The following is a 23196-nucleotide window of genomic DNA, read 5'->3' on the forward strand; positions in this document are numbered from 1 at the left end:
CGCCCGATGCAAAAGCTGTCGCGGATCCGTTCGAAGAAACTGGAGATTGTGCAGTTGGCGGACAATCCGTCAAAGGCACGCATCCTGGCAGTCGATGATGACGAACGAAACCTGTTGGCGATCGAAGAAGTTCTCACTCCACTCGCGGAAGTCGTCGCTGTGCAATCCGGCGAGGAGGCGCTGCGCTGCCTCCTAAAGGAGGATTTCGCCGTTATCCTGCTGGATGTCTTGATGCCGGGCCTCGACGGCTACGAAACAGCCGCGTTGATCCGCCAGCGCGAACAGTCCAGACGAACCCCTCTCATCTTCCTCACTGCCATCAACAAGGAAGATGCTCATATGCTGCGTGGCTACGACGCCGGCGCAGTGGACTATATGTTCAAGCCCTTCGACCCCGCCATGCTGCGATCGAAAGTGGCTGTATTCGTCGAGCTTCACGAAAAGACGCTCGAGATCCAGCGCAATGCGGTCGCCGAACAGGCACTGCTGGCGAAAGCCTTGCAGGCCGAAAAACAAAAGCTCGAGGCCGAACGATCGCTGCGCGGCGCCGAAGAACGGCAGGAGGCCATTCTAGGATCCTTGCCCGTCTGTTTTCACGCCAGGGTCGCCGAGCCGCCCTTTGCAGCCCGTTTTGTTTCAAAAGGTGTCGAACGTCTGACGGGATTCCCACCTGAGCGACTGACGTCCGAGCCGCGGTTTGGGCTGAGCCGGGTGCATCCGGAAGATCTACCCAGGGTGCGGGAAGCTTTATTGGCGGCAAAGGTGACAGGCTCCTACACATGCGAGTTCCGCTGGCAATGCGCCGATGGCAAATATCGTATCTTTCTCGACCAAGGGATACTGTCGAAAGGTGTCGACGGACGCCGACCTGAAATCCTCGGCACTTTGCTTGATGTGACCGAGCGGCGTGAACTCGAAAATCAACTTCTTCAGTCACAGCGCCTCGAAGCGGTCGGGAAACTCACCGGAGGGCTGGCACACGATTTCAACAATCTGCTTGCCGCGGTTCTGAGCGGACTAGGATTGCTCGAGAGGCAGCTCACGCTTGACGAGCAAGCAAAGAAGATCGTTGAACTCACTCGCCGCTCCGCGAAGCAAGGCGCCGAACTTGTCAACCGCATGCTTGCCTTTTCGCGGCGTCAGAATCTGAAGCCGACGGCAGTGCGGCTGGCCGCGCTGGAAGATACGATGAACGGCTTGGTGGCTCCCGTGCTCGGCGGCCTGATCCGCTTTGAGTGGAAGGTCGACAACTCCGTTTGGCCCGCGCATGTCGACGTCGGCCAATTGGAGTTGGCGTTGATGAATCTGGTGTTCAACGCGCGCGACGCGATGCCCTCCGGCGGGACAATTGCCGTGCAGGCGCAAAATCGGGTCATCAAAATACCTTCCGAAGACCTGGCGGCCGGAGAGTATGTAGTCCTCACCGTCAAGGACACCGGTGCCGGCATCCCGAAGGAGATTCTGACCAAGGTCGTCGAACCGTTTTTCACGACGAAGCCCGTCGGGAAAGGCACCGGGCTGGGTCTCAGCACGGTATACGGTTTCATGAAGCAATCGGGCGGCGCGCTTCGCATAGACAGCCTCGTCGGGCGCGGAACATCCATGGAGCTGTGGCTGCCGCGTTCAGCGGAGCAGCCTTCCGACAATGTGGCAGATCTGGATGGAGAGAGAGTCCTGGTCGAGACTGCAGGGAAGGCTTTCCCTTCGCTTCTATTGATTGACGACAGCAGCGGATTGCGGCAGCTAACCGCGGAATCGCTTCGGCAACACGGGTTTACAGTGACATGCGCAGCAGGGGGTGCCGAGGCGCTGGCAATTATTGAACGGACACCGCATGAGTTCGACGTGATTGTCACCGATTTCGCAATGCCGCTCGTGTCCGGAGTCGAGGTAATTCGCTTCGCGCGCAACCTGCGCTCCGATTGGCCAGCGGTTATGATAACCGGCTATGCCGACGCTGACGCAATTTCAAACCGCCCATCGGACGTGCCATTGGTCAACAAGCCGTTCCGGGAAAAAGATCTCATCGAGAGCATCTTGCGGGTCAGCGCCTTGAAGCCAGTCGGCGGCCGGCCGACAGCCGGTTCCGGTTAGATCCTAACTTGGCAGTGGCCAACCGGTCTTTCGCGCCAGACCACCGCACCCACTGACGACTGAGCATTCGAGGGACGGCTGCTCATCCGTTGGCGGGCGGCACCTTGGCCGGCATGTGCCGGGCGAGATGAGCGATGGGTCAGCGCCAGAAATCCAGAACCTCCTCCGCAGCGGCGACTTCGACATGATGCGAATATCGCGTCGTGAACAGCTTGAGTATATTTTCATAGGCTTCGTCCGATGTGCTGCAGATCGCATCCTCGACCAGGATCGTTCTGTAACCGAAGTCGATCGCTCCGAGCAGCGTCGCCAACACGCACATGTCGGCTTCGCCTCCGCTGACGATGAGCTCGGTCACACCTTCCGCCTGAAGGCTCCGGTGGAGCTCGCCGGTCAGCCAGGGAGAGTAAACGGGCTTATCGAAAACGCGAGCCGGCGGCACGAAATCACGCAGTTCGGGCAGCAGTTCGAGGTTGCCCGGGCCGGCACATTCGATAGTCATCTGCGACCAGCGCTCATAGTATTGACGCCAATGGCCCTGGCCTTCGCCGGGTCTTCTCGCCGTTATGAACCTGGTGAAAATCGTTCGCTCCGGTCTGCCATCGACAAGCGAAAGCACCTTCGGCAGGATGGCGGGCAGCCACTCAACCGCCCATGGCCCAGGCGGCAAGAACATCATCTGCATGTCAACGCAAATGTGAACGGCTCGTGTTGAGATTGGCGTCATCGCGATCCAAACTTCCTGCCGTGAAAGCTAAGCCTTTGTGTCACCCAATGCTTGCGCCGTCGGAGCGGTGTCGACGCCCGTTTCGCGGCCGGCCTCGGCGAGGAGCGCGTCGGCGAGGTACTCTTTCAAATCGCCGACCTCATCGCTGATTTCTTCCGCGAGGATGCCTTCCCGCTCCGCGTCCGCGATGCAAGCTCTCGCCAGTCTTTCTGCCGCGGTCTCCGGGGACGCTTCGGCGGCCCGTCTAACCGCATGCCCCTCGATCCACTCCTCGACGAAGTGTCCCGGTTTGTTGACGAGGATATCGACCTGGTCTGGGTTGACTGTAGGCGCAGGGAGAGTGTCGACCTTCATGACTTGAACTCCGGATTTGTGAATTACAAACGCGGACGCTTAAGCAAGGATGCATAGTCTCTGCCCCTCTCGAAGGACTGTAATGTGAAGGAGAGCTGATGGCGCGTTCGTCTGAAACGGCAAGAGCGTGGCCCGCGCCTTTTTTGGATTGCGGTTGGTTTCACTTACGCTTGCGGTCGAGACGCTTGAGTGATTCGCGCAGTTTGTCAGGAAGCCAGCGGTTTACGTGAAACAAGGGCAAGCTGCGTAGATATCGACGCATGGTTTCATTCGAGAATTGCCGCCTAAGAAGAGCGGCTGTGGATTTGTTGTCGCGTTTCTCGGCCATGGTTGCAGGTCAAACATGAGGCGGCTTGCTTGATCAAAAACTTGTCCCACACTCCGTTGTTCCCCCCAGTTACAAACAGTGAAGGGTCCACTGCCGATTTGCGCCCCGATTTTTGACGGCCATGGGTAGTGATCCCACGTAACCTTGATCAATGGCCGGTCTTCTGATGTGGCGCCGCGACCGCCTTGCTCTGCGGCGATCTTTCTCGCAGCCCACGGAACATTGCAGGCAATAAAAGGCGGGAAAATCCCATCGCTGCTCTTACCGATGTGGCGATGCCGAAATGTCGGGACGCGAACTGGCCGACAAAAGTGAAGCTGGTCCACAGTCCTCAAAGGTACTCTGCACCACCGGCCATCAACGACGGCACGCTAGCTTTCGCTATGCTTCGTCAAAACGACTGCCTTCCTTGGAAGGATCCCGCGACAGCACACGTTCTTCTTCGTCGTCGGGCAAGGCTTCGTCGCTCTCCTGATAGGGGTTGTCGTCATCCTCTTCGGGGAGGACGCCTTGTGCTTCGGCATCGTCCTCCGGATCGCCGTTTACGGCGACGCTGCCAGGCGGCACCCGACCATTATCAAGAGCGTCCCAGTCCTGTTGTTCGATGCCGGGAGCTTCGGTTTCATCCCGCCTTGCGGCTCGCTGTTTGTCGCGCGGATCCATTTTCTCGTCTCCAAGATAGGTGCGTCCGTGACGCGGGCTGTTCTAACCATAAACCGTTTGATGGGGTCGGTTGTTCCGGAGGGGCGCTGCTACGAGATCTGCTCGAACGTGCATTGACGCGGCGCTTTTTCGGGCCGCCAGCGAATGAATCGAGTGCCATGCCGGAAGCGCTCGCCGGTGACATGGTCGAAGCGGACTTCCACGACCAGTTCCGGCCGCAACGGCTCCCATTCGCCGCTGCGCTCGGTGCTCCAGCGGCTCGGCCCGCCCGGCGCCTTGCCGGTGAAGCCGGGCCCGCCACGCAGCGCCTCCAACTTCTTCGTGAGCGTGGCTCGTTCCTCGTTGGCGATTGTCGAGGTGAAGCCGACATGGTCAAGCAAGCCCCGTTCATTGTAGAGGCCCAGCAATAGCGATCCGACCTGCGACTTGCCGTTCAGATAGCGGAAGCCGCCGACCACGCAGTCGGCAGTGCGCAGCCGCTTGACCTTGATCATCGCGCGCTCGCCCGGTTGATAGGGATCGTTCAGCCGCTTGGCGACGACGCCGTCGGTAGATCCATGCCCGGCGTCCTCCAGCCATCGCCTGGCGGTCGCGAAACTGGTGGTGCAGGGCGAGAGCTGAAGAGCGTCCGTGTTTGCTTGCGCGACGAAGTCTTCAATTGCCGTGCGTCTTTGCGTCAGCGCGACTTCGAGCAGCGATTTGCCGCCCGGCGCGACCAGCATATCGAACAGGATCAGCCGCGCCGGCGTCTCCGCGCTCAGCTTGCGGATGCGGCTCTCGGCCGGATGAAGCCGCATCTGCAGCGCGTCGAAGGATGCGGCGCCGTCGATCTCGATGACGATTTCGCCGTCGACCACGAAATCCTTGGCTTCGAGATTTTGCATCATTGCTGTGAGTTCGGGAAAGTAACGCCCAAGCGGCTTGCCCGACTTCGCCCTGAGATCGACCGTTTTGCGATTCTTGAAAGCGAGGCAGCGAAACCCATCCCATTTCGGTTCGAACTGCCAGACGCCTTTGTCCTGCGGCAGTTTTTCGTCGATCCGAGCCTCCATCGGGGATGTATCGAGGGGGAGAGGAAACGCGTCGGTCGCCGCCGCTGCCATCATCGGCCCTCAGGCGTCGAGATCGATCAAGGCGATGCCAAGGCCGGAACGTCTGGTGCGCCGCAGGTGAACGGGCGATTCCGTCACCGTGACTTCGAGCGTAGGCTTGACGATGCCTTCAACAAGGTGGCCGCCGCGCGTCGATCCGTCGCTTAGACCCAGGACAGCATGGATGTGCAGGCTCGGTCTGCCGCCGTCGTCGACCGCGATGTCGCCAACAGCGCTCAGAACCTCGCATTGCTCGCCGACCGGGATCTTGCGGTAAGATTTCGAGCCGAAGTCGAACCAGCCAACGGTCGCCTTCTCGAATGCGCCGATCGCGGTCAGCGAGGCGCCGGCAATTCCTTGCTCGTCGGCGAAGTCGGACAGGGCAGCAAATGCTTCCTCGCCTGGGTCCAGCACAACCACGAATGTCCTTTGTCCAGAAGTCTGTGCGACCAGTTTCGATTTCATATCGGCCCGCCATCAGCGTTGGTATTGGCCGTAGAACTCGAACCCGGCATGCATGTTCCCGCATGATGAGCATCTTCGAAGGGCAGGATCACACTTCTGTGAGGCCTAGGATCCCGCGCCGACCAGGCCGGAACAATGGCCTGCATGAATGGTTAGCCCCCGATGAGCAGCCAGCCAGGAGCGAGCCATGTCCCAGCCTTCCGTCCCATCCACGCTTGGCCTCAGCCGGCGCAATTTCATGACAGGCACAGTCTCGGCCGCCGCGGCACCATTGCTCGTTTCATCGGCGAAAGCCGAAGTGCCTGCCGCCGCTGGCGCGGAGCTTCGCGAGCCAGTGGTGACGTCGATGCGGATCAACAAGCAGGCCTATGACCTGTCGCTCGATACGAGAACCAGCCTGCTTGACGCCTTGCGGGATCATATCGGACTAACCGGCACTAAGAAGGGTTGCGACCATGGACAGTGCGGGGCGTGCACGGTTCTTGTCGATGGCAAACGCGTGCTCTCCTGTCTCAGTTTCGCGGTGATGAATGCCGGCAAGGATGTGACGACCGTCGAGGGGCTGGCATCCAGCGACGGTAAGCTGCATCCGATGCAGCAGGCCTTCATCGACCACGATGCGTTCCAGTGCGGCTACTGCACGCCGGGCCAAATCCTGTCGGCCATTGGTTGCATCAATGAAGGGCACGCAAAATCCGAAGACGACATCCGCGACTATATGAGTGGTAATATCTGCCGTTGCGCCGCCTATCCAAACATTGTTGCTGCCATCCTGCAGGCACGCGATCAGATGAAGGGAGCCTGATATGCGTCCCTTCGTCTACGAACAGCCGACCGACATTTCCGCGGCCGTCGCGATCGCATCCCGCTTCACGACCGAGGACGACCAGCCGACGCGAGCGAATGCGCAGTTCATCGCCGGAGGCACCAACCTTGCCGATTATATGAAGCTCGGCGTTGCCGAGCCGAACCGGCTGGTCGACCTCAACCGGCTCAAGGATCCAGGCCTCAGGCAAATCCGGGTGACCGACGAGGGCATCCGCTTCGGCGCCCTCGTGCGGATGGGTGAGGCGGCAGACCACGCTGAGCTCAAGCGCGGCTATCCCGTTATTGCCGACAGCTTGCGGCTGGCCGCAAGCGGCCAGATCCGCAACATGGCGAGTCTCGCGGGCAATGTCCTGCAACGCACGCGCTGCGAATATTTTCGCGAGACATCCTGGCACTGCAACAAGCGCGTGCCAGGGTCGGGCTGCGCTGCAATGGAGGGTTTCAACCGGCAGCATGCGGTGCTGGGCGGCAGTGATGCCTGCATCGCGACGTATCACGGCGACTTTGCCCAGGCGCTGATCGCGCTCGATGCCGTCGTGCGTGCCGAGGGCTCGCGTGGGGCGCGAAAGATACCGCTCGCCAAGCTGCATCGTCTGCCGCGCGACACGCCTGAGATCGAGACCGATCTCGCTGCTGACGAGATCGTCACCGCCATAGAAGTGCCGGCTGTGGCATGGGCGCGGCGCTCGCTTTATCTGAAGATCCGAGACCGCGAATCCTACGCGTTCGCGCTGGCTTCGGCGGCCGTTGCGCTCGACCTGGACGGCGACAACGTACGCGAGGCGCGCATTGCCTTGGGCGGCGTGGCGACCGTGCCGTGGCGCGCCAAAGCCGCGGAGAAAGCCCTGCAAGGAAAGACGCTCGACGAGGCTTCGGCGGGAGCGGCGGCGGATGCCGCGTTCGCCGGGGCCGAGCCGCGCCAGCACAACGCATTCAAGATCGAGCTCGGCAAGCGAACGCTGGTGCGCGCGCTGCTCGAAACCCGCGACATGAAGGTGTGACCATGGACACTGCCGCTCCAAGACCGAAAGAGAACCAGGGCCAACCGCTGCCGCGCGTCGATGCACGGCTTAAGGTCACCGGACAGGCGCATTACCCAGCCGACCTGCCGACCGCCAACATCGCCTACGGCGCGCTGGCCACCAGCAGCATTGCCAAGGGCAAGGTGGCCAAGCTTCATCTCGACGACGCCCGTGCCGTGCCCGGGTTGCTCGACATCGTCACTTATGGCGACATGGACAAGGTCGAGAAGCCGAAATTCGGCAATTCCGGCGCCACCTCGATCGGGCCGCTGCATGACCGGACGATCTTCCATGACGGCCAGATCATCGCGCTCGCGGTTGCCGAGACATTCGAAGCCGCCGAAGAGGCGGCGCAGTTGATCCGCGCCGAGTATGATGCGGAGACGCCCACGGCGAGCTTCGACAGTCCGGGCGCGGCGACCATTCCCGCCGCCGGCAAGAGTCCTCTGTTCAAGGAAGACGTGAAGGCCGGCGACTTCGATGCCGCCTATCGAGAGGCCGCGGTGAAGATCGACGCGCGCTATTCGACGCCCACGCAGCACCACAATCCGATCGAGCTGTTCTCAACCACCGCCTTCTGGGAGGGCGACCAACTGATCGTCCACGAGCCGTCGCAAAACGTGACCGGCTGGAAGGTCGAGCTTGCCAGGCAATTGAAGATCGATCCCGCTAAGGTGCGCATCGTCAGCCCCTTCATCGGCGGCGCCTTCGGTTCCAAGGGACCGATGACGCCGCGCACCGCCATCGTCGCGGTTGCCGCCAGGCGGCTCGGCCGACCGGTGCGTTGCGTGACCAGCCGGATGCAGGCCTTCGGCACCCAGACCTATAGGGCGGAGACAAGGCACCGCATCCGGATCGGCGCCGGCAAGGACGGCCGCATCACTGCTTTCGCGCATGAAGGCTGGGAGGTCACCTCGCGGCCGGACTCCTATGTCGTGGGCGGCACGTCGGCAACCGGCCGCATGTATGCTTACGGTTCTGTGCTGACACATGTCTCGCTGGTGCAGGCGGACCGCAACACGCCCGGCTATATGCGCTCGCCGCCCGAGACGCCTTATGTCTATGCGCTGGAAAACGCCATGGACGAAATGGCGGTAGCGCTCGGCATGGACCCGGTGGAATTCCGCCGGATCAATGAACCGAAGACAGAGCCGATCGGCAAGAAGCCGTTCTCCAGCCGCTCGCTGATCCAGTGCTATGACCAAGCGGCCGAGGCTTTTGGCTGGGCGAAGCGGGACCCGAAAGTGGGAGCGATGCGCGACGGCGACTGGCTGGTCGGCATGGGCTGCGCGACGGCGATTTATCCAACCGCAGTCGCGCCATGCGCGGCACGGGTGCGCCTGACCGTCGATGGCGATGTGCGGCTGCAATGCGGTTCGCATGAGATCGGAACCGGCGTGCGCACTGTGGCCGGTCAGATGGCGTCGGAACGCCTCGGCGTCAGCATCGATCGGATCAGCGTCGAAATGGGCGACAGCAGCCTGCCTCCCGCTCCTGTCTCGGGGGGCTCGATCTCCACCGCGAGCGTCTGCTCGGCAGTGCTGAAGGCCTGCGATGCCATCCGCGCCAAGCTCTATGCCGGCGCGACCGCCGAGGGCGGGCCGCTGGCGGGCTCTCACAACGAGGAACTCGACCTCGCCGACGGAAAGATCGTGGCCAAGGGCGGCGCTTCGGCAAAGGTCGAAGATGTCCTGAAGACCATGCAGGTTGGCGCAATCGAGGAATATGCCGAGTTCGCGCCCAAGGGTGCGACGCCCGAAGCGCTGAAGAAGCTCTATGCCGGCATGCCGGAATTCCACGGTGGCGAGCAGGATGAGGATTCGGTGAAATACGCCTTTGGCGCCGAGTTCGTCGAAGTCCGCATCAACCGCTACACGAAGGAGATCCGCGTGCCGCGCATCGTCGGCGCGTTCGCGGCCGGCCGCATCATGAACACGCGCACCGCGCGCAGCCAACTGATGGGCGGCATGATCTGGGGCATCGGCCAGGCGCTGCATGAAGCGACGGAAGTCGACAGCCGCTATGCCCGTTACGTCAACCGCGACCTGCAGGACTATCTCGTGCCGGTGAATGCCGACATCAAGGACCTGCAGGTGATCCTGGTTCCGGAAGTCGACCACGCGGTCAACCCGGCCGGCGTGAAGGGCTTGGGCGAACTGGGCAATGTCGGCACGGCCGCGGCTGTTGCCAGCGCAGTCTACCATGCCACCGGCAAACGCATCCGCGATTTGCCGATCAGGATCGAGCAGTTGCTCGCTTGAGCATGCCTGCGATGCATGCGCATTTTCTCTAATAGGGCGAAACCCATGTTTCACCTTGGGGTGTGGATGCTGCCCATCGCGGGTATCCCTCTGATCCTCATTCTGATCTGGATGTATTTCCTCGCCAGGCGCCGAAGCCGGCGGCCGGCGGAGCGGAAGGGCGGTCCGTCACAGCCGACGGGGCGGCGTCGCAACGACCTGAAGCGCTGAAGTCTTTAGCCCGGGTGGCCGATCTCTGTCACCCGGTCGGCAAAGCGTGGGCGATGACTTCGTGCCGACCTTGGTTTCCGTGAAGTGGCGGCCGCCGAACGCCGAACGCATGGGAGCGGCGGTGGTTGCGGATTAAATCCGCGACCTGTTCCCGGTTGCAGTCACCATTCTGTGATTCCGATGCGGGCGCGGAACCTTGGCGGCGAAAGCACCGTTAGGGGGCGTCAACTCTGGGTTTGCCTTCAGCAGAATCGGCGAGGGGATGCCGCAAATCTTCTCGAAAAACGCCAATGGCGTTGCGCGCTTTGTCATCTGGGGAAGTTTTGCCGTTTTGCTGATTGCCGCGGCGGTCGGGACAATCCTTCCCCGTTCGGACCTGGTAACGGGAGTAGGTGAGCCATTGGCGCAGCCGGTGCCGTTCAGCCACAAGCACCATGTCGGCCAGCTCGGCATCGACTGCCGCTATTGCCACAATGGCGTCGAGACCTCGTCTTCGGCGGGTTTGCCGGCGACTGAGGTCTGCATGACCTGCCATTCGCAGCTTTTCACCAATGCCGGCATGCTGGCGCCGGTGCGCGCAAGCCTAGCCGGCGGCAAGCCGATCGAATGGCAGCGCGTCAACGGCGTTCCGGATTTTGTCTTCTTCAATCATGCGATCCACATCAACAAAGGCGTCGCCTGCGAGACCTGCCATGGCGAGGTCGACCAGATGCCGCTGACGATGCGGGCGCATACGCTCAGTATGGAGTGGTGCCTTGGGTGCCATCGCAATCCGGAGCCGAATTTACGTCCCCCGCAGGACGTGTTCCTGATGCGCTGGCAGCCGCCCGCCGACATCGCTGAGATCAGGCGGCAGCTGATCGGCGTGCTCGACATCCATCCCGAGACGATGACGGATTGCTATGTCTGCCATCGCTGACAGGCCTGGTTCCGCCATCGATATCGAGGCTCTGCGCAAGCAGCTGGCGCATGGCGGTGAAATGTGGCGCAGCCTCGACGAGATCGCCGGCGCTGCCGATTTCCGCCGCTTCGTCGAGGCCGAGTTCCCGGCAATCGCGGAACGCCTGCCGGCAAAGCCGAACCGGCGCACGCTGCTGAAGCTGATGGGCGCCTCGCTGTCGCTTGCCGGGCTGGCCGCCTGCAGCAGGGCGGAAAACATCGTGCCCTATGTGCGCCAGCCGGAAATCCTGGTCCCCGGCAAGCCTGTCTACTATGCGACGACGCTGTCGAGTGACGGCTTCGGTATCGGCGCCATCGTCGAAAGCCATGAAGGGCGGCCGACCAAGATCGAAGGCAATCCCGACCATCCGGCCTCGCGCGGCGCCACCGACGCGGTGATGCAGGCAGCCGTGCTGACGCTGTTCGACCCGGACCGTTCACGCACGCCGCTCAAGGACGGCCAGCCGGCATCGTACGGCGATTTCCTGAAGGACATAGCGGCGCTTGTCTCGCGATGGACGGCATCGCAAGGGGAGGGCGGGGCCTTGCTAGTTGAAGCGACCACCTCGCCGACGCTCGCGGCGCAGTTGGGTGCGCTGCGGACACGTTATCCGAGGCTGAAACTCTATCGCCATGATCCGTTGGCGATGCCGGCCGCGATGGAGGCGTCGCGTGCCCTGTTCGGGTCGGCGCTGACGCCGATCTATCGCTTTGATCGGGCCGATGCGATCGTCAGCCTCGACGCCGATTTCCTCGGCGAAGGACCGGGACGGCTCGCTTATGCGCGCGACTTTGCTGCGCGGCGACGTGTACGCGATCCGTCCGACCGGATGAGCCGGCTTTATGCGGTGGAGTCGACGCCGACAATCACCGGAGCCGCCGCCGATCACCGGCTTGCGATCAAGCCAAGCGACGTCGAAGCCGTAGCTGCCGGATTGAACGCGGCGTTGACCGGCCAAACCGGAGCTTCCGGCTCGATCGACCAGGCCTTGATGACGGTGCTGGTCGACGATCTGAAAGCGGCAGGCCGCGATGCGCTGGTCATTGCCGGAGCGCAGCAGAGCGCCTTCGTTCATGCGGTCGCACTTGCCGCCAATGCGAAGCTTGGCGCGCTTGGCAACACGGTCGAGCTGATCGAGGCGCCGGATGCGCTGTCGGTCGACGGCGATCTCGGAGCGCTGCGCGAGGCAATCGGCGATGGGGCTGTTGACGCCGTCGTGGCGCTAGGGACAAATCCGTTGCACACGGCACCGGCAAACCTCGATATGCGCAAGGCTTTTTCGGGACTGAATCTGCTGGTCCATCACGGCCTCTACCGCGACGAGACGGCGTTCCTGGCGCACTGGCATGTGCCCGCGGCGCATGAGCTCGAGAGCTGGAGCGACATCCGCGCCTATGACGGCAGCACCTCCCTGGTCCAGCCGCTGATCAAGCCGCTTTACGACGGCAAGAGCGCACATCAGCTTCTTGCCGTGCTTGGCGGCGGGTTCGAGGCCGATCCGCTTTCGCTTATCCGGCAGCATTGGACGCAACTCGATGACGATGCCTGGAGAAAGGCTCTGCGCGACGGCGTCATGGCGGACAGTGCTGCCAAGCCGGTATCCGTCACAGTGCCGCCGGACCTGGCGGGACTGAAGCCGGCAAAGGCAGGCAACGGCATCGATATCCGCTTCGTCGCGGACCCCTGGTTGCGCGACGGCCGTTTTGCCAACGCCTCATGGCTGCAGGAACTGCCGCGACCCTTGACGAAGATTGTGTGGGGCAACGCCGCGCTCGTCTCGCCCGCCACCGCCGAGCGACTGAAGATCGGAAATGGCGAGGTCGTCAATGTCGCCTCCAATGGGGCGGATGTCGATGCACCTGCCTGGATCGTGCCCGGCCACCCGGACGAGACGATAACGCTGTCCTTCGGCTTCGGACGGAAAGTCGGTTCCGTTGCTGCGCTATCGCAAGGCTACGACGCCTTCCCCTTGCGCCGTGGTTCGGAATGGTTCGCGACCGGCGCGGCCATCGCGCCCCGCAAGAACAGCATGCGGGTCATCACCACGCAGCATCACCAGGCTATGGAGGGGCGCGCCATCGTGCGCTACGCGTCTCTCGATGCATTCCGACAGAACCCGGATTTCGTGCGCAAGAATGCGCCGCCGGCGCCGACGGAATCGCTCTATCCCGACTGGCCTTACGACCAGGAAGCCTGGGCGATGGCGATCGACCTCTCGGCCTGCACCGGCTGCATGGCCTGCGTCTCGGCCTGCCAGGCGGAGAATAACATCGCGGCGGTCGGGCCTGAGGAATGCGAACGCGGCCACGAGATGCATTGGCTGCGGGTCGACCGCTACTATGCCGGGCCGGTCGACGCGCCCGAGACGTTTTTCCAGCCGGTGCCCTGCATGCATTGCGAGAAGGCGCCTTGCGAGGTGGTGTGTCCGGTCAACGCCACCGTGCACACGCATGATGGGCTGAATGCGCAGGTCTATAACCGCTGCATCGGCACGCGCTACTGCTCGCAGAATTGCCCCTACAAGGTGCGGCGCTTCAACTTCCTCGATCATCAATCCCTCGACAAGGACGACGCAGGTCCGGAGCAGGGCGTCCATAACCCCAATGTCAGCGTGCGCTCGCGCGGGGTGATGGAGAAATGCACCTATTGCGTCCAGCGCATCAGCGCCAAGCGCATCCAGGCGCAGATCGAGAACCGCGACATCGCGGATGGCGAAGTTGTCACCGCCTGCCAGCAGGCCTGCCCGACGCAAGCCATCGCCTTCGGCGATCGCAACAAGAAAGATGCAAAGGTCGTTCGCGAGAAAAGCGCGCCGCAGAATTACGCGCTGCTGGAGGAACTGAACACACGGCCGCGCACCACCTATCTCGGCAAGATCTCCAATCCGAACGGCAAGCTTGCCAAGCCGGGCGAGGCGACCGATGGCTGAAGCGAGCGCGAACAGCCCGGCTGTCCTGCGCGGCCGTCACGATTTTCCCGAGATCAGCGGGCGCATCGGTTCGATCGTGCTCAGCGGCCGCATGCCGCGCCATTTCTGGACTGCGTTCTTCCTCTGCTTCCTGCTGGTTTTGCTGCTGCTCTATTCGATCACCTATCTCATCGCGGTCGGCGTCGGCGGCCTCGGCATCAACATGCCGGTGGTCTGGGGCACGATGATCTCCAATTTCGTCTGGTGGATCGGCATCGGTCATGCCGGCACGCTGATCTCGGCGGTGCTGTTGCTGCTGCGCCAACCCTGGCGCGCCTCGATCAACCGCTTCGCCGAGGCCATGACGCTGTTTGCCGTCGCCATGGCCGGCCTGTTTCCCATCCTGCATCTTGGGCGACCGTGGTTCTTCTACTGGCTGCTGCCGCTGCCCAATGTGCATATGCACTGGCCGCAATGGCGAAGCCCGCTGGTCTGGGACTTCGCGGCAATCGCCACCTACGCGACCGTCTCGCTGCTGTTCTGGTATATGGGGCTGCTGCCGGACCTTGCAGTGCTGCGCGACTGTGCCAGGTCGAGACCGGCGCAGCTCTTCTACGGCATATTGGCGCTCGGCTGGCGCGGCTCGGCCTATCACTGGGCGCGTTACCAGGTCGTTTATTTCCTGCTTGCGGCGCTCGCCACGCCGCTGGTCGTTTCGGTGCATTCGATCGTCTCGCTCGACTTCACCTTCGCGATCACGCCCGGTTACCACTCGACGATCTTCCCGCCCTATTTCGTCGCCGGCGCGCTGCTCTCCGGCTTCGCCATGGTGCTCACCATCGCCATTCCATTGCGGTGGGCCTTCTCAGTCAAGGACCTGATCACGCTCAGGCATATGGACAATGCCGCCAAGCTGATGATCGCCGCCGGCATGGTCGTCGCCTATGGTTATGTCTCGGAAGCATTCTTCGCCTGGTATTCGGGCGAGCCTTACGAACGCACCATGATGGCGCAGCGCGCGCTGGGTCCCTATGCGCCGCTGTTCTGGATAATGCTGAGCCTGAACTGCGGCGTGCTGCAATTGCTGTGGTTCAGACGCATCCGCCGCAACATGCCGCTGCTGTTCGCGATCGCCGTCGCCATCAATGTCGGCATGTGGATCGAGCGCTACATCATCGTCGTGACGGGGCCGAGCCGCGATTACCTGCCGTCTGCCTGGGGCGAGCAGTCGCTGGCCTGGCTCGATTTCGGCATCCTGTTCGGCTCGATCGGCACCTTCTTCGCGCTCGTCTTCCTGTTCATCCGTATCCTGCCGGCGATCACCATCTTCGAGGTCGAGGAACTGGCCGAAGAGGAGGGCAAGATCCGATGAGCCTCTACGGCCTCATGGCGGTGTTTGCCGGTCCCGAAGCGCTCATCGCGGCGGCGCGCGGCATGCGCGAGCGCGGCTATCGGCGCATGGATGCGTTCTCGCCGTTCCCGATGAAGGAACTGGAACGGATATTGGAGATACCGAAGACGCGCCTGCCCTGGGCCGTGCTCGCCGGCGGCATTGCCGGCGCGGCACTCGTCTATGCGCTGATCTGGTACTCTGTCGAAGTCGATTATCCCATCAATGTCGGTGGCCGGCCGCTGCACTCCTGGCCGCCTTTCGTCATCATCGCGTTCGAGGCCGGCATTCTCGGCGCCGCCTTCGCGGGTTTCCTGGGGGTGCTCGCGGCCAATGGGCTGCCCCGCTATCATCACCCCGTCTTCAACGCCGAGAGCTTCAGCTACGCGCGCGGCGGCAAGTTCTATCTGCTGATCGAAGCGGCCGATCCCAAATACCGCAAGGGCGTGACCAGGGGCCAGCTGACGCGGCTCGGCGCCGAGATGGTCGAGGAGGTCGAGGCGTGAGGCGCCTCGGCCTCACGCTTATGTTGGGTGCGCTGGCCGTCGCCGGCTGCCGGCAGGATATGGAGGACCAGCCGCGCTACGATCCGCTGGAGGCCAGCAACCAGTTCGCCGACGGCATGTCGGCGCGGACGCCCGTTACAGGAACGGTGGCGCGCGACGCCGATCTGACGCCGGTCCCGGACAAAATCCCTTATCCGATCACGATCGAGCTGCTGCAGCGCGGGCAGCAGCGTTTCGACATCTTCTGCTCGCCCTGTCACGGCCGCACCGGCGATGGTCACGGCATGATCGTCCAGCGCGGCTTTCCGGCGCCGCCGAGCTACCACCAGGAAGCCCTGCGCAAGGCCTCGGACCGGCACTTCTACGACGTCATCACCAACGGCTATGGCGCCATGTATTCTTATGCAGCCAGGGTGCCGCCGCAGGACCGCTGGGCGATCATCGCCTATATCCGCGCGCTGCAATATTCGCGCGACGCTCCGGTCGCCGAACTTCCGCAAAGCATGCGCGCGCGGCTCGAAGCGGAGGCCTCGCCATGAGCCGCCTCGAGCAAGGCTTTCTGTCGGCGGGCGCCGTAGGACTTGTCGTCTGCGGTCTGGGCGTATCGCTCGACGCCAAGGCGATGCTGAGCGCCTGGCTCCCCGCAATTCTCTTCGCGCTCAGCCTGCCGCTCGGCGCGCTGACCATACTGATGGTACACGGGCTGACCGGTGGACGCTGGGGCGATGCGGTCCGCCAGCCTTTGCGGATCATGATCGCGATGCTGCCATTTGCGCTCGTCCTGCTCCTGCCGGTGCTGATGCGGCTCGACCTGATCTTCCCATGGGCCGGCGCCGATCCCGCGATGCTTGCTGAGCAGGTTCGAGAGAAGCTTGCTTATCTCAATGTGCCGTTCTTCCTGCTGCGCTTCGCCTTCTGCGCTGCGGTCTGGCTCGTTCTGGCCTGGACGATGCTAACTACAGAGGACCCCGCAAAGCGTGGCAGCGGAAAGAAATATGCCCTCGGCCTCATCCTTCACGCGCTTTCCGTCAGCGTTTTTGCCATCGACTGGATGCTGTCGCTCGAGCCTGAATTCACCTCGACCATCTATGCGCTTTGCGAAGCTGCCGCCGAGGTGGTCGGCGCATTCGCCCTGGCGATCCTGGTGCTGGCGGCAAGGCGGGCAGTGGAAGTCATGCCCGGAGGCGAGGAAGATGTCGCGCTCAGCGAGGATCTTGCCAACATGCTGCTCGGCTTCGTGCTGACCTGGATCTATCTCGCTTTCATGCAATGGCTGGTGGTCTGGGGTGGCGACTTGCCCGACGAGATCCGCTGGTACGGCGTGCGCTCCACGGGCGGCTGGCTATATCTTCTTTGGCTGCTGATTGCCGTGCACGTCGCGGCTTTCGCGGGCCTGCTCAGCCGCAGGCTGAAGCGCAGCCATCGCGGCCTTGTCTGGCTCGCCGCTGTCGCTCTGGCCGGCCATTTCATCGACGTCTTTTGGCGAGTCCGGCCACCGCTCTTTGCCGACGGCCTGCTGGCATTGTGGCACGATGCGGCCGCCTGGATGGGATTGGGCGGGCTGTGGCTCACGCTGTTCCTTTTCCTGCTCCGCCGGCCAGACAGGATCGTCTGGTGGAAGCGGGAGGTCGCCCATGGCTAATGCGGACCGTCATCCCGAGACGCGCGATGTCCAGCCGCGTGTGCTGCTCGCCTTCGGCGGCGGGCTGCTGCTGTTCATCGCTTTAGCTGCGATCGGCGTGAAGCTCGTCTTCAACACCGCGCCGACCTGGTTGCCGCTGCCAGCCAATACCAATCCCGAGAACCCGGATCTCCAGACCACGCCGCAGCAGGATCTGACCGCGCTCCGCGCCGAGGAGGATCGCCAGCTCAAGACGCTTGGCTGGGTGGATCGCAACGCCGGCATCGCCCGCATCCCGATCGACGACGCCATGTGGGCGGTGGTCAGCCACGGCCTGCCGGATTGGTCGCGACCGACGGCAGCGGCCACGGAGCCTGATTGCGCCCTGCTCACGGCGGCGGTTCCCCGTGCGCTGCGGGCCCGGAATTGCCGACAGCAAGGCGAGACAGGGCGATGAGAAGCTTGTTGGCTGCGCTTTGTCTGTTCATTGCCGGCATGGCGATTGCCGCGGAACGACCGAGCTTCGATCCGAAGCTCGGCGCGCAGCTCAGCCTTGAGCGAGAATTGGTCGATACAAGCGGCCGGAAGCTGACGCTTGGCGAGACGCTTGGCGGACGTCCGGCGCTTGTCATCTTCGGCTACGATAAATGCCCGAATCTTTGTGGCGTCACCCAGCAGGCCGTCGCATCCGATCTGAAGAAGACATCGCTTCGCCCTGCAGATTATCGCGCGTTGTTCATCTCGATCGACCCTGATGACACCTCCGCTGATGCCGCAGCGGCGCGGGATGACATCGCTTCCGCCGCAGGCCCGGCGGGATTGTCCGCCTGGCGTTTTCTGACCAGCAGCGAGAGCGCCGGCGCGGCGCTCGCCAACGAGGCCGGGATCACCTTCGACCGACGTCAGGGTATCGATCAGTTCGTGCATCCGATCGCAGTCATTGCGCTGACGCCTTCCGGCCGAATTTCGCAGGTATTGCCGGCCTTGACCTTCACGCCGCGCGATCTCCAGCTCGCGCTGGTCGAGGCGTCGGCCAACAAGCTCGGGTCGATTGCCGATCATATCTTCCTGTTCTGCGCGGGGTTCGACAGTTCGAAAGGCCAGTACACTCCCGTAGTCTGGGCGGCGCTGAAAGTGGCAAGTCTGGCCACGGTACTCGGCCTCGCCGCGACCTTGCTCTGGCAAATGCGGGGGAGGGCAAGGTGAGCTTCGGCGTTCCCTTCTTCCCGCAGGAAGCCTCGTCGGAAGCCGGCCATGTCGATGCGCTGTTTTATACGCTGCTCGTTTTCTCAGCCGTGCTCGGGCTGGCGCTCACCGGGCTGGTCGTCGGCTACGCGGTGAAATACCGCGTCGGGTCGCCGGCGGATCGCACCGGACAGCGTTCCCGTACCCTGTGGCTGGAGATGAGCTGGACCGTCGCCAGCCTGATCATTGCCTTCATCTTCTTCGGCTGGGGCGCGACGCTTTTCGTTCGCCGCGATCATCCGCCGGCGGACGCGCTCGAGATCACCGGGCTTGGCAAGCAGTGGATGTGGGAGTTCAGGCAACCCGGCGGCCAGCGCGAGATCAACGAGCTGCACGTTCCGGTCGGCAAACCGGTGGTCGTGTCGCTCGCCTCGCAGGACGTCATCCACTCCTTCTACGTGCCGGCGTTCCGCATCAAGCAGGACGCGGTGCCTGGACGCACGACCCATATCTGGTTCATTGCCACCGAGCCCGGCCGCTACCACCTGTTCTGCGCTCAATATTGCGGCACTCAGCATTCCGAAATGGGCGGCTGGGTGACTGTGATGGCGCCCGAGCAATATGCCGCGTGGCTGAACAGCCAGGGCGAGGGCGAGACGCTTGCCGCAAGCGGCGAGAAACTGTTTCGCGCGCTGGGCTGCTCCGGCTGCCATGGCGCGAGCAGCAAGGTGAGGGCGCCGTCGCTTGACGGCATCTTCGGCCGGCCGGTGGCGCTCGACAATCAGCAGACGGTGATCGCCGACGAGCGCTATTTGCGCGACTCCATCCTCAACCCGAAGAGGGAGATCGCGGCGGACTACGAGCCGGTCATGCCGAGCTTCGATGGCCTGATCGATGAAGGCGAGCTGCAGATGCTGCTCGCCTATCTGAAGTCGCTTTCGCCTCAGCCAACGGCTGGAGCCAAGCCATGAGCAACGCGGCGATGCAGGGTACATATCTCGGCGAAGGCAGCGGCCTGCGGGCATGGCTTCTCACCACCGACCATAAGCGCGTCGCGTGGCTCTATCTCATCTCGCTAACGGCCTTCTTCTTCCTCGGCGGCGCGATGGCGGTGCTGATGCGGATCGAGCTGGCGACACCGGCAGGCGACCTCGTCTCCGACGATGTCTACAACCGGCTGTTCTCGCTGCACGGCATCATCATGGTCTGGTTCTTCCTGGTGCCGTCAATCCCAGCGACCATGGGCAATTTCCTTTTGCCGCTGATGATCGGCGCGCGCGATCTCGTTTTCCCGCGGCTCAATCTCGCCAGCTGGTACGTCTTCATTTTCGGCAGCCTGTTTGCGCTGTTTGCGGTGGTGGCCGGCGGCGTCGATACCGGCTGGACCTTCTACACGCCGCTGTCGACGCTTTATGCCAACGGCTTCGTCTCGACCGCGGCCTTCGGCGTCTTCATTGTCGGCTTCTCGACGATCATGACCGGCATCAATTTCATCGTCACGGTTCACACGCTACGCGCGCCGGGGCTCACCTGGTTCCGACTGCCGATTTTCGTCTGGACGCTCTACGCCACCAGCCTGGTGATGGTGCTGGCAACGCCGGTGCTCGCCGCATCGCTGATCCTGATCGTGCTGGAGCGCGTGTTCGGCATCGGCATCTTCAATCCCGATCTCGGCGGCGATCCGCTGCTCTTCCAGCATCTCTTCTGGTTCTACTCCCACCCGGCCGTCTACATCATGATCCTGCCCGGCATGGGTGTGGTGTCGGAGGTGCTGCCCTGCTTCAGCCGCCGGCCGCTGTTCGGCTACAAGGCGGTGGCGATGTCGTCGATGGCGATCGCCGTCTTCGGCTTCCTGGTCTGGGGCCACCACATGTTCGTCAGCGGGCAGTCGGCCTATGCCGGCGTGGTGTTCTCGTTCCTGTCCTTCTGCGTCGCGATCCCGTCGGCGATCAAGGTTTTCAACTGGAGCCTGACGCTGCGCAAGGGCGAGATCAGCTTCGAGACGCCGATGCTCTACGCCCTGTTCTTCCTGGCGCTGTTCACCTTCGGCGGGCTGGCGGGGCTGTTCCTTGCGGCGTTGGCCGTCGATGTCCATGTCCACGACACCTACTTCGTCATCGCGCATTTCCACTACATCATGGTCGGCGGCATGGTGACGGCCTACATGGCGGGCCTGCATTTCTGGTGGCCGAAATTGACCGGCCGCACGTATTCGGAAACCGCGGGGCGTATAGCGGCGACCGTCACTTTCGTCGGCTTCAATCTGACCTTCTTCCCGCAATATGTGCTGGGCTTCGACGGCATGCCGCGGCGCTATCATACCTATCCGCCTGAGTTCCAGTTCTGGAACGTCCTGTCCTCGGGCGGCGCGGTGGTGCTGGCGATCGGCTATCTGATGCCCTTGTTCTACCTCGGCTGGTCGCTGTTTCGCGGCGCCCGCGCGCCCGACAATCCGTGGAACGCCACGGGGCTCGAATGGCAGACGAGCTCGCCGCCGCCACCACATAATTTCGAGACCATGCCGGTCGTGACGCGACCGGCCTATGCCTACGACATGAAGGGGCTCGAGCACGAGCGCTTCAGCCCGCACCGGGAGGAAGCGGCGCGATGAGCGGCACCGAAAGCGTCGCTTTCGACACGCCCCAGCGCGAACGGCGCGCCGACAATTTTGCGATGTGGGTGTTCATCGGCTCCGAGGCGATGCTGTTCGGCGCGATTTTCCTGGTCTTCCTCATCGCGCATATCGATTTCGGCCCCGCCTTTGCGGCGGCTTCCAAGCATCTTTCGCTGCCACTCGGCACCTTCAACACGGCCGTGCTGATCACCAGCAGCTTCACCATGGCGCTGGCGCATATGCTTGCGCTTCATAGACGTTGGCGCCCGACAATTTGGGCGATGGTCGCGACTGCGGCGCTGGGCGTATCCTTCCTGATCGTGAAGGGGATCGAATACGGCAAGGAGATCAGCGAAGGACTGGCCCCGCTTCTCGGCCTGCCGTTCCGCTATGCAGGACCGGATCCCGTGCACGCCGAATTCTTCTTCGGCCTCTATTTCGCGATGACCTCGCTGCATGCGCTGCACCTGATCGGCGGCATCGTCGTCATCGCTGGCATGATTGCGCTCTGGCGGCCCGCCAGCCCTGCCAGCCGCCTGCGCCGGGTGGTTGCCGTCGGCCTCTATTGGCATTTCGTCGACATCATCTGGGTGTTCATGTTCCCCGTCCTTTACCTGATCAACCGATGAGCGAATTGCGCAAACTCACCTTCGGCTATCTCGGGCTGCTCGCGCTGCTGGCGCTGACGGTGGCTTCCTCCTTCCTCGATCTCGGCGGCTTCAATGTCGCCCTCAACCTGGCGATCGCGGCCGCCAAGGCGGTCCTGATCGCCCTGCTGTTCATGCATCTGACAGGCACCTTGCCGCGGCTTGCCGTCGGGGCAACCGGGCTTTGGCTCGCCATCCTTTTCGGGCTGACGCTGATCGGGCGATAGGAGAGCGGCATCAATCGCCAGCGGGCACGCCGATTGGGACTGAGGTCCTGTCATCAAGCCGCAACAGGCCCAGCATCAACATGTGATCTTGCTCATAGTCTTCGGGCAGCATGATTGCGAATGAGGAACACGTCATTGGAGGTGAGCGATGCCCCTGTCCGCGGCGCTGAATGATGCCGACTTGGAATTCAAGTGCTTGGAATGTAACCATGCCTTCAAAAGGAAAGGGTCGTGGTTCAAGGTGATCTCGACCTTCAAATGCGAGGGCTGCGGAGCTGCGAACCGCATCGGGTATGCCGACAAATTGGCGTTGTTCGAAAAGCACTCAGCGGCGTTTGGCTGATCGCAAGCCGGACCGCGAAGGGCGGCTCGACAACTCGCCCGCTGGAGTGGCGTTAGTTGAACCGCCGCGCCTGGTCGGCCTCTGAGAAATCGGCCCGGTGTTGCGTAATAAGCGAGCGGCCCGGCACGAGAACGGGGGAGCCCACGGGCCGGGCCTGACCGGCGGGGGCACGGACTAGATACAGGGCGCCGGCTGATGTTGTTATAACAAATCTCGATGGAGCCTCCGCCGTGCGAATGAAGGACCGCTCTCAATAACACCGTCCCTGAATCACGGCCAAGCAAAGTGCCATACGGATTGTCGCGACTTCCGTAGAGCGGCCCAGCCACGCTCAGCATTACCCCTGACCCAGTTATTGCACATTGCATCGCGACGGCATCATAACGGTGCGAAAAATTGCAACTTGTCCCTCGCTTGAATGAAACATTTGCCGCCGATACCCCGTATGCAAAGGAAGCAGGGGGTAAAATATGCTACATGAAGCCAACGGAGACTGCGCGCTAAAGCTGAGCGAAGACGAAGCGCGCCTCGCTGAGCGCTACCGCTTTCTTTGCGGCCAGCACGATGGGCTTTCCAGATGCGGCATAGCAGCCTGGGTCGGCGCGCTCGCGGGCGGTGTGTTTATCGTCTCGGCGATATTCTTTGGTGGCGGCGAACAGGGCGATCCTCTCTTTATATTCGGCATTGGCGTATGTTGTCTTCTTGCTGGCGGTGTCCTTTGGTTCCATGGGCGCCAAGCTGAGAAGCGTCGCTGGCAAGAGAAGAGGTCAAT

General features: G+C 62.7%; 22 protein-coding genes. 16 read left to right on the forward strand and 6 right to left on the reverse strand.

Annotated features, from left to right (window positions below):
- Nucleotides 1-6: 6 nt before the first annotated feature.
- Nucleotides 7-2094: a response regulator gene (locus LB523_RS01330; RefSeq protein ID WP_224600636.1), complete on the forward strand. Its 2088-nt coding sequence runs from the start codon at nucleotides 7-9 to the stop codon at nucleotides 2092-2094.
- A 139-nt stretch (nucleotides 2095-2233) separates the two neighbouring features.
- Here LB523_RS01330 and LB523_RS01335 read toward each other — a convergent pair whose 3' ends face one another.
- The 5 genes from LB523_RS01335 to LB523_RS01355 form a co-directional block, all read right to left on the reverse strand.
- The gene (locus LB523_RS01335) at nucleotides 2234-2821 is read right to left on the reverse strand and encodes a cysteine hydrolase family protein (protein ID WP_224600637.1); all 588 of its coding nucleotides are present in this window, start codon (nucleotides 2819-2821) and stop codon (nucleotides 2234-2236) included.
- 27 nt (nucleotides 2822-2848) lie between these two features.
- Nucleotides 2849-3175: a hypothetical protein gene (locus LB523_RS01340; protein ID WP_224600638.1), complete on the reverse strand. Its 327-nt coding sequence runs from the start codon at nucleotides 3173-3175 to the stop codon at nucleotides 2849-2851.
- Nucleotides 3176-3884: 709 nt separating this feature from the next.
- A complete protein-coding gene (locus tag LB523_RS01345) occupies nucleotides 3885-4166 on the reverse strand; it encodes a hypothetical protein (RefSeq protein WP_095768638.1) in 282 nt (93 codons plus the stop codon).
- An 89-nt stretch (nucleotides 4167-4255) separates the two neighbouring features.
- A complete protein-coding gene (locus tag LB523_RS01350; RefSeq protein ID WP_140839077.1) occupies nucleotides 4256-5269 on the reverse strand; it encodes an ATP-dependent DNA ligase in 1014 nt (337 codons plus the stop codon).
- Between the two features lie 9 nt (nucleotides 5270-5278).
- Complete coding sequence (locus LB523_RS01355; RefSeq protein WP_224600639.1) at nucleotides 5279-5722, reverse strand: PPC domain-containing DNA-binding protein; 444 nt, start codon at nucleotides 5720-5722, stop codon at nucleotides 5279-5281.
- Between the two features lie 238 nt (nucleotides 5723-5960).
- Between LB523_RS01355 and LB523_RS01360 the strand changes: the two genes are divergently transcribed.
- The 15 genes from LB523_RS01360 to LB523_RS01430 all read left to right on the forward strand — a co-directional run bounded on the left by LB523_RS01360 (nucleotide 5961) and on the right by LB523_RS01430 (nucleotide 22081).
- Nucleotides 5961-6527 (forward strand): (2Fe-2S)-binding protein, encoded by a 567-nt coding sequence (locus tag LB523_RS01360; RefSeq protein ID WP_224600640.1) that lies wholly within the window; start codon nucleotides 5961-5963, stop codon nucleotides 6525-6527.
- A gap of 1 nt (nucleotide 6528) precedes the next feature.
- The gene (locus LB523_RS01365; RefSeq protein WP_224600641.1) at nucleotides 6529-7551 is read left to right on the forward strand and encodes an FAD binding domain-containing protein; all 1023 of its coding nucleotides are present in this window, start codon (nucleotides 6529-6531) and stop codon (nucleotides 7549-7551) included.
- Nucleotides 7552-7553: 2 nt separating this feature from the next.
- Entirely contained in the window at nucleotides 7554-9833 is a 2280-nt protein-coding gene (locus LB523_RS01370) for a xanthine dehydrogenase family protein molybdopterin-binding subunit (RefSeq protein ID WP_224600642.1), read from the forward strand.
- A gap of 472 nt (nucleotides 9834-10305) precedes the next feature.
- Nucleotides 10306-10962: a cytochrome c3 family protein gene (locus tag LB523_RS01375; RefSeq protein ID WP_224600643.1), complete on the forward strand. Its 657-nt coding sequence runs from the start codon at nucleotides 10306-10308 to the stop codon at nucleotides 10960-10962.
- Complete coding sequence (locus LB523_RS01380; protein WP_224600644.1) at nucleotides 10946-13912, forward strand: TAT-variant-translocated molybdopterin oxidoreductase; 2967 nt, start codon at nucleotides 10946-10948, stop codon at nucleotides 13910-13912. The genes LB523_RS01375 and LB523_RS01380 overlap by 17 nt, the downstream gene beginning before the upstream one ends.
- Entirely contained in the window at nucleotides 13905-15263 is a 1359-nt protein-coding gene (gene nrfD, locus LB523_RS01385; RefSeq protein ID WP_224600645.1) for an NrfD/PsrC family molybdoenzyme membrane anchor subunit, read from the forward strand. The genes LB523_RS01380 and nrfD overlap by 8 nt, the downstream gene beginning before the upstream one ends.
- Complete coding sequence (locus LB523_RS01390) at nucleotides 15260-15787, forward strand: DUF3341 domain-containing protein (RefSeq protein WP_224548649.1); 528 nt, start codon at nucleotides 15260-15262, stop codon at nucleotides 15785-15787. Before nrfD ends, LB523_RS01390 begins: the two co-directional genes overlap by 4 nt.
- Nucleotides 15784-16326, forward strand: coding sequence for a c-type cytochrome (locus tag LB523_RS01395; protein ID WP_224548647.1), 543 nt, complete (start codon nucleotides 15784-15786; stop codon nucleotides 16324-16326). The genes LB523_RS01390 and LB523_RS01395 overlap by 4 nt, the downstream gene beginning before the upstream one ends.
- Entirely contained in the window at nucleotides 16323-17429 is a 1107-nt protein-coding gene (locus LB523_RS01400; protein WP_224600646.1) for a hypothetical protein, read from the forward strand. Before LB523_RS01395 ends, LB523_RS01400 begins: the two co-directional genes overlap by 4 nt.
- Complete coding sequence (locus tag LB523_RS01405) at nucleotides 17422-17865, forward strand: hypothetical protein (RefSeq protein ID WP_224600647.1); 444 nt, start codon at nucleotides 17422-17424, stop codon at nucleotides 17863-17865. The genes LB523_RS01400 and LB523_RS01405 overlap by 8 nt, the downstream gene beginning before the upstream one ends.
- An 8-nt stretch (nucleotides 17866-17873) precedes the next feature.
- Nucleotides 17874-18614, forward strand: coding sequence for an SCO family protein (locus LB523_RS01410; protein WP_224600648.1), 741 nt, complete (start codon nucleotides 17874-17876; stop codon nucleotides 18612-18614).
- Nucleotides 18611-19564 (forward strand): cytochrome c oxidase subunit II, encoded by a 954-nt coding sequence (gene coxB, locus LB523_RS01415; RefSeq protein WP_224600649.1) that lies wholly within the window; start codon nucleotides 18611-18613, stop codon nucleotides 19562-19564. Before LB523_RS01410 ends, coxB begins: the two co-directional genes overlap by 4 nt.
- Complete coding sequence (ctaD, locus tag LB523_RS01420) at nucleotides 19561-21204, forward strand: cytochrome c oxidase subunit I (RefSeq protein ID WP_224600650.1); 1644 nt, start codon at nucleotides 19561-19563, stop codon at nucleotides 21202-21204. The genes coxB and ctaD overlap by 4 nt, the downstream gene beginning before the upstream one ends.
- Nucleotides 21201-21836, forward strand: coding sequence for a cytochrome c oxidase subunit 3 (locus LB523_RS01425; protein WP_140839053.1), 636 nt, complete (start codon nucleotides 21201-21203; stop codon nucleotides 21834-21836). The genes ctaD and LB523_RS01425 overlap by 4 nt, the downstream gene beginning before the upstream one ends.
- Nucleotides 21833-22081, forward strand: a complete 249-nt coding sequence (locus LB523_RS01430) for a cytochrome C oxidase subunit IV family protein (protein WP_224600651.1) — start codon at nucleotides 21833-21835, stop codon at nucleotides 22079-22081. Before LB523_RS01425 ends, LB523_RS01430 begins: the two co-directional genes overlap by 4 nt.
- Nucleotides 22082-22924: 843 nt before the next feature.
- On the opposite strand, the gene LB523_RS01435 is transcribed toward LB523_RS01430, so the two are convergent.
- Nucleotides 22925-23152 (reverse strand): hypothetical protein, encoded by a 228-nt coding sequence (locus LB523_RS01435; RefSeq protein WP_224600652.1) that lies wholly within the window; start codon nucleotides 23150-23152, stop codon nucleotides 22925-22927.
- Nucleotides 23153-23196 lie beyond the last annotated feature (44 nt).

This window comes from Mesorhizobium sp. ESP-6-4, from assembly GCF_020164735.1.
Taxonomy (GTDB): Bacteria; Pseudomonadota; Alphaproteobacteria; order Rhizobiales; family Rhizobiaceae; genus Mesorhizobium.

What these genes read in the sequence shown, in the direction of transcription:
- LB523_RS01330 (WP_224600636.1), top strand. Translation starts at nt 7, where the DNA reads ATGCAAAAGCTGTCGCGGATCCGTTCGAAGAAACTGGAGATTGTGCAG.
- LB523_RS01335 (WP_224600637.1), bottom strand. Translation starts at nt 2,821, where the DNA reads ATGACGCCAATCTCAACACGAGCCGTTCACATTTGCGTTGACATGCAG.
- LB523_RS01340 (WP_224600638.1), bottom strand. Translation starts at nt 3,175, where the DNA reads ATGAAGGTCGACACTCTCCCTGCGCCTACAGTCAACCCAGACCAGGTC.
- LB523_RS01345 (WP_095768638.1), bottom strand. Translation starts at nt 4,166, where the DNA reads ATGGATCCGCGCGACAAACAGCGAGCCGCAAGGCGGGATGAAACCGAA.
- LB523_RS01350 (WP_140839077.1), bottom strand. Translation starts at nt 5,269, where the DNA reads ATGGCAGCGGCGGCGACCGACGCGTTTCCTCTCCCCCTCGATACATCC.
- LB523_RS01355 (WP_224600639.1), bottom strand. Translation starts at nt 5,722, where the DNA reads ATGAAATCGAAACTGGTCGCACAGACTTCTGGACAAAGGACATTCGTG.
- LB523_RS01360 (WP_224600640.1), top strand. Translation starts at nt 5,961, where the DNA reads ATGACAGGCACAGTCTCGGCCGCCGCGGCACCATTGCTCGTTTCATCG.
- LB523_RS01365 (WP_224600641.1), top strand. Translation starts at nt 6,529, where the DNA reads ATGCGTCCCTTCGTCTACGAACAGCCGACCGACATTTCCGCGGCCGTC.
- LB523_RS01370 (WP_224600642.1), top strand. Translation starts at nt 7,554, where the DNA reads ATGGACACTGCCGCTCCAAGACCGAAAGAGAACCAGGGCCAACCGCTG.
- LB523_RS01375 (WP_224600643.1), top strand. Translation starts at nt 10,306, where the DNA reads ATGCCGCAAATCTTCTCGAAAAACGCCAATGGCGTTGCGCGCTTTGTC.
- LB523_RS01380 (WP_224600644.1), top strand. Translation starts at nt 10,946, where the DNA reads ATGTCTGCCATCGCTGACAGGCCTGGTTCCGCCATCGATATCGAGGCT.
- nrfD (WP_224600645.1), top strand. Translation starts at nt 13,905, where the DNA reads ATGGCTGAAGCGAGCGCGAACAGCCCGGCTGTCCTGCGCGGCCGTCAC.
- LB523_RS01390 (WP_224548649.1), top strand. Translation starts at nt 15,260, where the DNA reads ATGAGCCTCTACGGCCTCATGGCGGTGTTTGCCGGTCCCGAAGCGCTC.
- LB523_RS01400 (WP_224600646.1), top strand. Translation starts at nt 16,323, where the DNA reads ATGAGCCGCCTCGAGCAAGGCTTTCTGTCGGCGGGCGCCGTAGGACTT.
- LB523_RS01405 (WP_224600647.1), top strand. Translation starts at nt 17,422, where the DNA reads ATGGCTAATGCGGACCGTCATCCCGAGACGCGCGATGTCCAGCCGCGT.
- ctaD (WP_224600650.1), top strand. Translation starts at nt 19,561, where the DNA reads ATGAGCAACGCGGCGATGCAGGGTACATATCTCGGCGAAGGCAGCGGC.
- LB523_RS01425 (WP_140839053.1), top strand. Translation starts at nt 21,201, where the DNA reads ATGAGCGGCACCGAAAGCGTCGCTTTCGACACGCCCCAGCGCGAACGG.
- LB523_RS01430 (WP_224600651.1), top strand. Translation starts at nt 21,833, where the DNA reads ATGAGCGAATTGCGCAAACTCACCTTCGGCTATCTCGGGCTGCTCGCG.
- LB523_RS01435 (WP_224600652.1), bottom strand. Translation starts at nt 23,152, where the DNA reads ATGGAACCAAAGGACACCGCCAGCAAGAAGACAACATACGCCAATGCC.